Here is an 11,834-nt window from a genome sequence, read left to right on the forward strand (position 1 = left end):
GTTCCTCGTTTCTTATTCTTCGCCAATACGGCCGACGAGGCGCGTCTTGATCGGCAACTTCGCGGCGGCGAGGGTGAATGCCTCTTCCGCCAGGTTCCGGTTCACGCCGTCGATCTCGAACATGATGCGACCCGGCTTCACGCGGCACATCCAGAATTCCGGCGTACCCTTGCCCGAACCCATGCGCACTTCGGCGGGCTTGCGGCTGACCGGCACGTCCGGGAAGACCCGGATCCACACCTTGCCGACACGCTTCATGTGACGCGTGATGGCGCGGCGGGCCGCTTCGATCTGGCGGGCCGTGATACGGCCTGGTTCCATCGCCTTCATGCCGAAAGCGCCGAAATCGAGGGTGTAGCCGCCCTTGGCGTCGCCCTTGATCCGACCCTTATGGGCCTTACGAAATTTTGTCCGCTTAGGAGAAAGCATCGTCCTGTTTCCTATCGCTCTCTAAGGCCTGGGCCTTAGCGAGCCGGCGCCTGATGTTCCATGGACCGCTTGTCCATGGCCATCGGGTCGTGGCCCATGATCTCGCCCTTGAAAACCCAAACCTTGACACCGCAGGTGCCGTAGGTGGTCTTCGCCGTACCTTCACCGAAATCGATCTCGGCGCGCAGCGTATGCAACGGCACGCGACCCTCGCGGTACCACTCGATGCGCGCGATCTCGGCGCCGCCCAGCCGACCCGAGCAGTTGATCCGGATCCCCAGGGCACCCAAGCGCATCGCCGACTGCACGGCGCGCTTCATCGCCCGGCGGAAGGCGACACGGCGCTCGAGCTGCTGCGCGATGTTATCGGCGATCAGCTTGGCGTCGATTTCCGGCTTGCGGATTTCGATGATGTTGAGGCTCACTTCCGAGCCCGTCATCTTCGACAGTTCGCCGCGCAGCTTCTCGATGTCGGCGCCCTTCTTGCCGATCACCACACCCGGACGCGCCGTGTGAATGGTGACGCGGGCCTTCTTGGCCGGACGTTCGATGACGACGCGGGCGACACCGGCCTGGTTGAGGCGCTCGGTCAGGAACTTCTTGATGCGCAGATCCTCATGGAGGAGCTGGGCATAGTCCTTGTCGGCGAACCAGCGCGAATCCCAGGTGCGGTTGATACCGACGCGCAGCCCGATCGGGTTGACTTTCTGACCCATTACTTTGCCTCCTCGGCTTCGACGCGCTCACGCACGACGACCGTCAGGTTGCTCCAGAGCTTCACGACCTTCACGCCACGGCCGCGGGCGCGGGCGTGGAAACGCTTCAGGCGGAAACTGTTGCCGACATAGGCCTCGGCGACGAACAAGCGGTCGACGTCGAGCGAGTGGTTGTTCTCGGCGTTGGCGATCGCCGCCTGCAGCACCTTGCGCACGTCCTGGGCCGCACGCTTCTTGGAGAAGGTGAGGGCCGCCAGGGCCGGCTGGGCGTCGAGGCCGCGGATCATCTGCGCCACGAGGTTGAGCTTGCGCGGCGTCGTCTGCACGACGGACGCCACCGCCTTCGCCTCGGTGTCCTTCAGGACGCGGGCTCTCTTCTGCTTGCTCATCGTTAGGCCCTCTTCGCCTTCTTGTCGGCGGCATGACCGTGGAAGGTCCGGCTCGGCGAGAACTCGCCGAACTTGTGGCCGATCATGTTCTCGGTGACGAGAACCGGCAGGAACTTCTGGCCGTTATAGACGCCAAAGGTGAGGCCGACAAACTGCGGCAGGATAGTGGAGCGACGCGACCAGGTCTTGATCACCTCGTTGCGGCCCGAAGCACGCGACGTCTCTGCCTTCTTCAGCAGATAACCGTCGATGAACGGACCTTTCCATACGGAGCGAGCCATTTTTGTCGCCCTCCTTATTTCTTCGCTGCGTGACGGCGGCGCAGGATCTGGCCATCCGTCTTCTTGTTATGACGGGTCTTCTTGCCCTTGGTCGGCTTGCCCCAGGGTGTCACCCAGGCACGGCCACCATTGGTACGACCGCCGTGCGGATGGTCGACCGGGTTCATCACGATGCCGCGCGTGGTCGGGCGGTAGCCGAGATGACGGGCCCGACCGGCCTTGCCGATCGAGGTGTTCTGCTGATCCGGGTTGGAGACCGCACCGATGGTCGCCATGCACTCGGACTTGACCATGCGGACTTCGCCCGACGGCATGCGCAGGAGCGCGTTGCCTTGGTCACGACCCACGAGCTGCAGGAAGGTACCGGCGGAACGGGCCATCTGGCCGCCCTTGCCGGGCTTCAGCTCGACATTGTGGATGATCGTGCCGACCGGGATCGAACGGAGCGGCATGGCATTGCCCGGCTTCACGTCGACCTTGTCGCCGGAGATGACCTGGTCGCCGGCCTTCAGGCGCTGCGGCGCCAGGATGTAGGCCAGCTCGCCATCGGCATACTTCACCAAGGCGATGAAAGCGGTACGGTTCGGATCATATTCCAGGCGCTCGATCGTCCCCACCACGTCGAACTTGCGGCGCTGGAAATCGATCAGGCGATAGCGGCGCTTATGGCCACCACCGGTGCGAAAGGCCGTGATACGACCGCGATTGTTGCGCCCACCGGACTTCTTCAGGCCTTCGGTCAACGCCTTGACCGGATCACCCTTATGGAGCTCGCTGCGGTCCACGAGGACCAGCTGGCGGCGACCCGCGGAAGTCGGCTTGAATGTCTTCAAAGCCATGGCTTAGATCCCCGTCGTCACATCGATCTTGTGGCCCTCGGCGAGGGTCACGATCGCTTTCTTGAAATCCGGACGCTTGCCCGAACGGCCGCGCCACAGCTTGGTCTTGCCTTCGACACGGATCGTGTTGACGGCATCGACCTTCACCTTGAAGACACCTTCGACCGCAGCCTTGATCTCCGGCTTGCTGGCATCGAGCGGCACCTTGAAGGTGACCTGATTGTGTTCCGAACCCATGGTCGACTTTTCGGTCACATGGGGACGGCAGATCATCTCCAGCATCGCTGCTTCGGAGAGCTTCACCTTCGGGGTAACCATCTTCCGTGCGCGGCTCATTTCAAGCGCTCCACCAGATGTTGCACGGCGTCCTTGGTGAGAACCAAGGTGTCACGGCGCAGGATGTCGTAAACGTTGGCACCCTGCTGCGGCAGCACATCCACATTGGGAATGTTGCGCGCGGCGCGGGCGAAACCTTCGGTGACTTCCGGGCCTTCGATGAGAAGGACCGACTTCCAGCCGAGGGCTTCGAACTTCTTCACCACGTCCTTGGTCTTGGCATCGGTGCCGACACCGTCGAGGACGATGAGCTTGCCTTCCTTGACCTTGGACGACAGCGCCGTCTTCAGGCCGAGGGCGCGAAACTTCTTCGGCAGGTCATGCTCGTGGCTGCGAACGACCGGGCCGAAAATCGTCGCACCACCGCGGAACTGCGGCGAGCGCAGCGAGCCCTGGCGGGCGCGACCCGTGCCCTTCTGGGCATAGGGCTTCTTGGTGGTACCGGAAATGTCGCCGATTTCCTTGGTCTTGTGATTGCCTGAGCGGCGCTTGGCGAGCTGCCAATTGACCACACGGGCGAGGATGTCCTTGCGCACAGGGCGAGCAAAGATGTCGTTGAACGTGGCGTCGTCCAACTCGATCTCGCCTTGCGGCTTGTTGTTGATGTCGATGACTTTGAGCTTCATGATTTCCTCGCTCACTCAGCCGCTTCGGCTTTTGCCTTGAGGGCGGCCGGGAACGGCGCATCCTTCGGCAAAGCGCGCTTCACGGCGTCCTTGATGAGGACATAGGAGCCCTCGTGGCCCGGAACGGCGCCCTTCACCATGACGATGCCGAGTGCCGGATCGGTGCCGACGACCTTCAGGTTCTGCGTGGTGACACGCTCGTCGCCCAGATGGCCGGCCATCTTCTTGCCTTTGAAGGTACGGCCCGGATCCTGACGCTGACCGGTCGAACCAAGGCTGCGGTGCGAGACCGAGACGCCGTGGGTCGCACGCAGACCACCGAAGTTCCAGCGCTTCATACCGCCGGCAAAACCCTTGCCGATGGTGGTGCCGGTGACGTCGACGAACTGACCGGTCACGAAATGATCGGCCGACAGTTCGGCGCCGACTTCGAGCAGCGCATCCTTGTCGACGCGGAATTCCGCGATCTTCTTCTTCGGCTCGACTTTCGCCTTGGCGAAATGGCCGCGCTGGGCCTTCGAGACATTCTTCACTTTCGCTTTGTCGAGACCAAGCTGCACGGCGTTATAGCCGTTCTGCTCTTCGGTCCGAACCGCGATGACTTGACAACCAGCGACCTTCAACAAGGTCACGGGCACGTGCGCGCCATCTTCGGCGAAGACGCGGGTCATGCCCAGCTTCTGGGCGATGAGGCCGGTTCGCATAGGTGCCCCTCCTCTTAATTCTTCAACTTGATCTCGACGTCCACGCCGGCGGCGAGGTCGAGCTTCATCAGCGCGTCCACCGTCTGCGGGGTCGGATCGACAATGTCGAGAAGACGCTTGTGCGTGCGCATCTCGAATTGCTCGCGGCTCTTCTTGTCGACGTGCGGCGAACGGTTAACGGTGAAGCGCTCGATGCGGGTCGGCAGCGGAATCGGTCCGCGTACCTGGGCACCCGTGCGCTTCGCCGTGCTGACGATCTCGTTGGTCGACTGGTCCAGCACGCGATGATCGAACGCCTTGAGGCGGATGCGGATATTCTGGCTTTCCATCTTCTGGATCCTTTAGGCCTTTTCAGCCTTACTCGACGATCTTGGCGACGACGCCGGCGCCGACGGTACGACCGCCTTCGCGGATGGCGAAGCGCAGACCTTCATCCATGGCGATCGGGGCGATCAGGTTGACCACCATCGAGATGTTGTCGCCGGGCATCACCATTTCGGTGCCTTCCGGCAACTCCACCGTGCCCGTCACGTCCGTCGTGCGGAAGTAGAACTGCGGGCGATAGTTGGAGAAGAACGGCGTGTGACGGCCACCCTCTTCCTTGGTCAGAATGTAGGCTTCCGCCTTGAACTTGGTGTGCGGGGTGATCGAACCCGGCTTGGCCAGCACCTGGCCGCGCTCGACGTCCTCGCGCTTGGTGCCGCGCAGCAGCGCACCGATGTTGTCGCCGGCTTCGCCGCTGTCCAGCAGCTTGCGGAACATTTCGACGCCGGTCACGGTCGTCTTCACCGTCGGCTTCAGGCCGACGATCTCGACTTCCTCGCCAACCTTCACGATGCCGCGCTCGACGCGACCCGTGACCACCGTGCCACGACCCGAGATCGAGAACACGTCTTCGATCGGCATCAGGAACGGACGATCCTTCGGACGCTCCGGCTGCGGGATGAATTCATCGACCGCCGCCATCAGCTTCAGCACCGCGTCATGGCCGAGCTCCGGCTGCTTGCCTTCAAGGGCGCACAGCGCCGAACCACGGATGATCGGAATGGTGTCGCCCGGGAATTCGTACTTCGACAGCAACTCGCGGACTTCCAGCTCGACGAGATCGAGGAGCTCGGGATCGTCCACCATGTCGCACTTGTTCATGAACACCACCAGCGCCGGCACACCGACCTGGCGGGCCAGCAGGATGTGCTCGCGGGTCTGCGGCATCGGGCCGTCGGCCGCCGACACCACCAGGATCGCGCCATCCATCTGTGCGGCACCCGTGATCATGTTCTTCACATAATCGGCATGGCCCGGGCAATCGACATGGGCGTAGTGGCGGTTCTTCGTCTCATACTCAACGTGGGCCGTCGAGATCGTGATGCCACGAGCCCGCTCTTCCGGCGCCTTGTCGATCTGGTCATAGGCCGTGAACGTCGCACCGCCCGTCTCCGCCAGAACCTTCGTGATCGCCGCCGTCAGCGACGTCTTGCCGTGGTCAACGTGGCCGATCGTGCCAACGTTGCAATGCGGCTTGTTGCGCTCAAATTTAGCCTTCGCCATCTCAAATACTCCGTAAGTTCGCTGGTACCGATCAGGCCATCTTGGCGCGGACTTCGTCCGCAACCGCCTGTGGGACCTGCTCATAGTGGTCGAAAGTCATGGTGTACTGGGCACGGCCCTGGCTCATCGAGCGCAGGGTATTCACGTAGCCGAACATGTTGGCGAGCGGCACCATCGCCGTGATGACACGGGCGTTACCGCGGCTGTCCATGCCCTGGACCTGGCCACGACGAGAATTCAGATCGCCGATGACGTCGCCCATGTAATCCTCGGGCGTCACGACTTCGACTTTCATCATCGGCTCGAGCAACCTCGGGCCGGCTTTCGGAATGGCTTCGCGGAAGCAAGCGCGCGCCGCGATGTCGAAGGTCAGCACGTTCGAGTCAACGTCATGATAGGCGCCGTCGATCAAGGTTGCCTTGAAGTCGATCAGCGGGAAGCCGGCGATGACGCCCGTTTCCTTGGCGAGCTTCAGGCCCTTTTCGACGCCCGGCACGTATTCGCGCGGCACCGAACCGCCGACGACCGAGTTCTCGAACACGAAGCCGGAACCCGGCTCCAGCGGCTCGAAGCGGATCTTGACGCGGGCGAACTGACCCGAACCACCGGTCTGCTTCTTGTGGGTATAATCCTGCTCGACTTTCTTGGTGATGCTTTCCCGGTACGCCACCTGCGGCGCGCCGACATTGGCTTCGACCTTGAATTCGCGACGCATGCGATCGACGAGGATTTCGAGATGGAGTTCGCCCATCCCCTTGATGATCGTCTGGCTGCTTTCCGGATCGGAATTGACGCGGAAGGACGGATCCTCCTGCGCGAGGCGGTTTCGGTGGTGGTGTTCTTCAGGCCGCAGAGGGCGACGATGTCACCGGCGCGGGCTTCCTTGATGTCTTCGCGGCTGTTGGCATGCATGAGCAGCATGCGACCGACGCGCTCTTTCTCTTCCTTCACCGTGTTGAGCACGGTGGTGGCCGAGTTGAGGATGCCGGAATAGATGCGCACGAAAGTGATCGAGCCGACGAACGGATCGGTCATGATCTTGAAGGCGAGGCCGGAGAAGGCTTCGTCATCCGAGCTCTTGCGAGTCAATTCCTGGTCACTATCGACCGCAACGCCCTTCATGTCCGGCACGTCGAGCGGCGACGGCAGGAAGTCGACGACGGCATCCAGCATCGGCTGCACGCCCTTGTTCTTGAAGGCCGAACCGCACAGCACCGGCACGAAATTGCCGTTGTTGGTGCCCTTGCGGATCAGCTTCTTGAGGGTGTCGACATCCGGCTGCTTGCCGTCGAGATAGGCCTGCATGACCTGGTCGTCGAGTTCGACGCACATCTCGACGAGACGGGCGTGATACTCTTCGGCCTTTTCCTTCATGTCGGCGGGAATGTCGCCGATCACGAATTCGGCGCCGAGGCTTTCATCCTTCCAGATGATGCCCTTCATGGCGACGAGATCGACGATGCCGGCGAATTCGCTTTCCGAACCGATCGGCAGATGGATGACCAGGGGTGTCGCGCCCAGGCGGTCAACGATCATGTCGACGCAACGGTAGAAGTCGGCGCCGATGCGATCCATCTTGTTGACGAAGCAGATGCGCGGCACGCCGTACTTGTCGGCCTGGCGCCACACCGTTTCCGACTGCGGCTCGACGCCGGCAACCGAATCGAACACCGTGACGGCACCGTCGAGCACGCGCAGCGACCGTTCGACTTCGATGGTGAAGTCGACGTGGCCCGGGGTGTCGATGATGTTGATGCGGTGGTCGTTCCAGAAGCAGGTCGTCGCAGCCGATGTAATGGTGATGCCGCGCTCTTGCTCCTGCTCCATCCAATCCATCGTCGCCGTGCCTTCGTGCACTTCGCCGATCTTATAGGACTTGCCGGTGTAATAGAGGATGCGCTCGGTCGTGGTCGTCTTGCCGGCATCGATGTGGGCCATGATGCCGATATTGCGGTATCGCTCGAGCGGAGTGGTGCGCGCCATGATCTTTAGGTCCTTCCGCCCTTACCAGCGGTAATGCGAGAAGGCCTTGTTGGCCTCCGCCATCCGGTGGGTGTCTTCGCGCTTCTTCACCGAGGCGCCGCGGTTGTTGGCGGCATCGAGGATTTCAGCAGCGAGGCGATCGGTCATGGTCTGCTCGGAACGGCCACGGGCAACCGTGATGATCCAGCGGATGGCCAGCGCCTGGGCGCGGTCCGGGCGAACTTCAACCGGCACCTGATAGGTGGCACCACCGACGCGACGCGAACGCACTTCAAGATGCGGCTTCACGTTCGTGAGAGCTTCGTGGAACAACTTGATCGGATCGCCCTTGGACTTCTTCTCGACGCTCGAGAGGGCCCCATAGACGATCGTTTCTGCCGTCGACTTCTTGCCGGCATACATAAGGCTGTTCATGAACTTGGTGAGCACGATGTCACCGAATTTGGCATCCGGCAGAACTTCGCGCTTTTCAGCTGCGTGACGACGCGACATCTCGTGATCTCCTTACTTCGGCCGCTTGGCGCCGTATTTCGAACGGCGCTGCTTGCGGTCCTTGACGCCCTGGGTATCGAGCGTGCCGCGGATGATGTGATAGCGGACGCCGGGCAAATCCTTCACGCGGCCACCACGGATCATGACGACCGAGTGCTCCTGCAGGTTATGGCCTTCGCCCGGGATGTATGAGGTGACTTCGAAGCCGTTGGTGAGCCGCACGCGCGCGACCTTACGCAGCGCTGAGTTCGGCTTCTTCGGCGTCGTGGTGTAGACGCGGGTGCAAACGCCACGCTTCTGCGGGCTCGCTTCAAGCGCCGGCACCTTGTTGCGGGCCTTCAACGGCTCGCGGCCCTGGCGGATCAGCTGGTTAATCGTCGGCATTAGTTCTTCCTCACCTCGTTGCGCGTCCGGGCCGAGCCCATTGGCGCAGATTTGCGACATGCAAATGTTGCCATATGCAAAAGCGACCTCATCGAAGGCCGACGCTTTCGCGTCTCGATGCGGTCGAAAAAACGCCAGATTGCTCATGCTCAGAGGCAGAGGAGCCCTATGTCGCTTCGGATGCTTAAGTCGGGACAGCGTTTAGACTGAGGGGCGCTTCCGCGCCGGGTCATCTACCACCAGCCCCCTTAAAGGCGGGCGGAATATATTGATTCGATATCCCGGGGTCAAGCAGAAGAATCCGGGGTGAAATCGACATTTTTCAATGACTTAACCTATATGCGGCACCGCGCGCATAGCTACCATACGATGGGGTTTGGCACCTACCCTACCCCCACTTCTAGAGGCCCCCGGCGTTTCCAACCCAGCTGGACGGGCATTTCAGTAATTAAATTACCTAAAATGCCCGGATATCTGCGACCGACCGGAGTCGATGAACCTTGTCACCCGGACCGGCCCGCGACAAGCTTTCAAAGGTTCCTTGAACCATCGAGTCCGGAGGCTGGATGCGCAGGGCTGTTCTGATCTTATGTTGGCTCTTGATCGGCATCGGCGGGCTGGCCTGGACTGGCAGCAGCGCCCAGGCAGCCCCGCGCGTGGCCCTGGTGGTTGGCAACGGCGCCTATGGCGACGCGATCGGGGATCTGGCCAATCCGGTCAGGGATGCCGATCTGATCGCCGCTGCCCTCACCGAGATCGGCTTTTCCGTGACCATTGTCCGCGATGCCGATCAAAAGACCATGAAGCGGGCCATCTCCGATTTCGGCCGGCGCCTGGTCGAGGCGGGGCCGGAGGCGACCGGACTCTTTTATTATGCCGGCCACGGGGTCCAGGTCGGCGGCACCAATTATCTGATCCCGCTGGGGGCCGCGATCGGCAGCGAGGCCGACGCCGATATGGAGGCGGTCGATGCGGGCTGGATCCTGAAGCAGATGGAATATGCCGGCAATCGGGTCAATTTCGTGATCCTCGACGCCTGTCGCAACAACCCCCTCGCCCGCAGCATGCGCAATGCCACCGCGGGCCTTGCACGCATGGATGCCCCGAAGGGCAGCTTCGTCGCCTATTCGACCGCCCCCGGCGAGGTGGCGCAGGACGGGACCGGCGACAACAGCCCCTATGCCGCGGCCCTCGCCAGGGCCATCACCGGCGCATCCCTGCCGGTCGAGGAGATGTTCCGCAATGTCCGTGTCGCGGTCATGCAGGCGACAGGAGAGGGCCAGGTGCCCTGGGATTCCTCATCCCTTACCGGCGCCTTCTATTTCCGCGAACAGACCGCCGAGGTTGCGACGACGGAAACGACCGCGCCCAGCATGGAGACCGGCGCGGGAACGGTGCGGGGCCAGGTCGAAACAGAACCGCCCGTCGCCGGAACTATCTTTCGAGACTGCCCGGAATGCCCGGACATGGTCGTCATTCCCGCCGGGCGGTTCGTGATGGGGGCGCCAAAGGAGGATGAGGACCGGCGTCCGGATGAAACGCCGGTACACAAGGTCAGCATCGCCAAGCCCTTCGCCCTGTCGACCACCGAGGTGACCCGCGACCAGTTCGCGGCCTTCGTGGCGGCGACCGGTCACGACATGAACGGCGAATGCTACCTCGCCGATGACAAGGAGGGGCGCATGGACCCGCAGGCCAATTGGCTGGCACCAGGCTTCCAGCAAAGCGGCCAGGATCCCGTCACCTGCGTCAGTTGGCGCGACGCGCAGGCCTATGTCGAATGGCTGGGTGATCAGACGAGCGCGCAATACCGGCTGCCCAGCGAAGCGGAATGGGAATATGCCGCCCGGGCCGGCAAGCGCGGCTTCTTCCCCTGGGAGGACGATGATCTGGCCGACGCCTGCCGGATCGGCAACAGTTTCGACCGGCAGGGGCAAACGCAATATCCCGGCATCGAGCCATCGCCATGCGACGATGGTCAGATCTTCACCGCGCCGGTCGGCAGCTATACAGCCAACCGCTTCAAGCTGTTCGACATGGCCGGCAATGTCTGGGAATGGGTCGAGGATTGCTACGCGCCCAGCTACCAGGGCGCCCCTGACGACGGCAGCGCCGTCATCGGCGACACCTGCCCCGGAACATGTGGCGCGCGGTGGCAGCTGGATCGACGGGCAATGGGATTTCCGTTTCGCCCGGCGCTACGCCCTCGACGGCTGGGGACGCGAGAATATCGTCGGCTTCCGCCTCGCCCGCGATCTTTAGGCCGCGGCCTCATCACTTGCGACATCTCCGCCCCAAGCATGGGCAGAGTGCAATGTTGAGAAATGAAGCCCCCGTCGACCCGACTTCGAGACGCGGCACAGGGTTGGCAGAAACCACAACCTTGGGCATAGTGCGACACAAGTTAAACAATATTTGCAGCACAGCGCATGCCTAGTCTTTCGAAGTTCCTCTTCGGCCCGCCGGCAGTGATCACCACGACGTTGATGCCCGAGCAATGTAGCGCACGCTGCGCCGAGCGCACCCTGCAGGGTTTCTTCGCACTCGCCTTTTCAGCCTTCAGCGGCAAGCCGGTCATGGGCGAGGTCGGCGCCTACAATTTGCGTTGGCGCAAGAACTCGTTGCTGCGCGACTACTTCTATCAGACGGAGCTGCGCGCAGCATTCAGATCCATTCCCGATGGCAAGGGAACGCGCATCGAATGTGAGCTCGGCGGCGGCATTTTTTTCTGGCTCGGCGCCATCCTCATGCCGTTGGTGATGCTGATACTGTTTGGTTCTGTTCTCGTAAGCAAACTCATCAGCCATCCGATCGCAGACGCCCCGGTCATCTTGACATCACAGCTCATCCCCCTGCTCTTCATTGCCGGGATACTGGGATTTGCCGTGATCTTTACCCGCCGTGACCGGGTTTTTCTGCTCGATCTTCTTCATCAAACAGTCGGTGGCCAGATGCACGACGTGACCGAGGATACCGCTTCGCGCACGCTCGTCGTCCGCTAACTCGAAGCATACCGACCACAAGGACCCAACTCACTCTGCCCTCTCCCACCGGCCGACGCATGTCGCCATTCACCGGCAGGGGGTACTTGCGGGCAATTGACGGTC

Annotated in this window: 14 protein-coding genes and 1 pseudogene; 2 read left to right on the top strand and 13 right to left on the bottom strand. The window is 62.1% G+C overall.

What is annotated here, in order from left to right:
• Positions 1-12: 12 nt before the first annotated feature.
• The 13 genes and pseudogenes from rplP to IPK59_11805 form a co-directional block, all read right to left on the bottom strand.
• On the bottom strand, positions 13-429 hold the full coding sequence (gene rplP, locus IPK59_11745) for a 50S ribosomal protein L16 (protein MBK8159396.1): 417 nt from the start codon (positions 427-429) through the stop codon (positions 13-15).
• A 35-nt stretch (positions 430-464) separates the two neighbouring features.
• Complete coding sequence (rpsC, locus tag IPK59_11750) at positions 465-1,145, bottom strand: 30S ribosomal protein S3 (GenBank protein ID MBK8159397.1); 681 nt, start codon at positions 1,143-1,145, stop codon at positions 465-467.
• Positions 1,145-1,534: a 50S ribosomal protein L22 gene (gene rplV / locus IPK59_11755; protein ID MBK8159398.1), complete on the bottom strand. Its 390-nt coding sequence runs from the start codon at positions 1,532-1,534 to the stop codon at positions 1,145-1,147. The genes rpsC and rplV overlap by 1 nt, the downstream gene beginning before the upstream one ends.
• A 2-nt stretch (positions 1,535-1,536) precedes the next feature.
• Positions 1,537-1,815, bottom strand: coding sequence for a 30S ribosomal protein S19 (gene rpsS / locus IPK59_11760; GenBank protein MBK8159399.1), 279 nt, complete (start codon positions 1,813-1,815; stop codon positions 1,537-1,539).
• Between the two features lie 14 nt (positions 1,816-1,829).
• A complete protein-coding gene (gene rplB, locus IPK59_11765; protein ID MBK8159400.1) occupies positions 1,830-2,654 on the bottom strand; it encodes a 50S ribosomal protein L2 in 825 nt (274 codons plus the stop codon).
• 3 nt (positions 2,655-2,657) lie between these two features.
• Complete coding sequence (locus tag IPK59_11770; protein MBK8159401.1) at positions 2,658-2,972, bottom strand: 50S ribosomal protein L23; 315 nt, start codon at positions 2,970-2,972, stop codon at positions 2,658-2,660.
• Between the two features lie 14 nt (positions 2,973-2,986).
• Positions 2,987-3,616 (bottom strand): 50S ribosomal protein L4, encoded by a 630-nt coding sequence (rplD, locus tag IPK59_11775; protein MBK8159402.1) that lies wholly within the window; start codon positions 3,614-3,616, stop codon positions 2,987-2,989.
• An 11-nt stretch (positions 3,617-3,627) separates the two neighbouring features.
• A complete protein-coding gene (gene rplC / locus IPK59_11780) occupies positions 3,628-4,320 on the bottom strand; it encodes a 50S ribosomal protein L3 (GenBank protein MBK8159403.1) in 693 nt (230 codons plus the stop codon).
• A gap of 14 nt (positions 4,321-4,334) precedes the next feature.
• On the bottom strand, positions 4,335-4,649 hold the full coding sequence (gene rpsJ / locus IPK59_11785; GenBank protein MBK8159404.1) for a 30S ribosomal protein S10: 315 nt from the start codon (positions 4,647-4,649) through the stop codon (positions 4,335-4,337).
• A 28-nt stretch (positions 4,650-4,677) separates the two neighbouring features.
• On the bottom strand, positions 4,678-5,868 hold the full coding sequence (tuf, locus tag IPK59_11790) for an elongation factor Tu (GenBank protein MBK8159405.1): 1,191 nt from the start codon (positions 5,866-5,868) through the stop codon (positions 4,678-4,680).
• Between the two features lie 31 nt (positions 5,869-5,899).
• A pseudogene (locus IPK59_11795) lies at positions 5,900-7,851 on the bottom strand (elongation factor G).
• A 21-nt stretch (positions 7,852-7,872) separates the two neighbouring features.
• A complete protein-coding gene (gene rpsG / locus IPK59_11800) occupies positions 7,873-8,343 on the bottom strand; it encodes a 30S ribosomal protein S7 (protein MBK8159406.1) in 471 nt (156 codons plus the stop codon).
• Positions 8,344-8,355: 12 nt separating this feature from the next.
• Positions 8,356-8,727, bottom strand: a complete 372-nt coding sequence (locus tag IPK59_11805; GenBank protein ID MBK8159407.1) for a 30S ribosomal protein S12 — start codon at positions 8,725-8,727, stop codon at positions 8,356-8,358.
• Positions 8,728-9,326: 599 nt separating this feature from the next.
• Between IPK59_11805 and IPK59_11810 the strand changes: the two genes are divergently transcribed.
• Entirely contained in the window at positions 9,327-11,048 is a 1,722-nt protein-coding gene (locus IPK59_11810; GenBank protein ID MBK8159408.1) for an SUMF1/EgtB/PvdO family nonheme iron enzyme, read from the top strand.
• A gap of 108 nt (positions 11,049-11,156) precedes the next feature.
• Entirely contained in the window at positions 11,157-11,729 is a 573-nt protein-coding gene (locus IPK59_11815) for a hypothetical protein (protein MBK8159409.1), read from the top strand.
• The last annotated feature ends 105 nt before the right edge of the window (positions 11,730-11,834 follow it).

It is taken from the genome of Rhodospirillaceae bacterium (assembly GCA_016712715.1).
Taxonomy (GTDB): Bacteria; Pseudomonadota; Alphaproteobacteria; order Dongiales; family Dongiaceae; genus Dongia.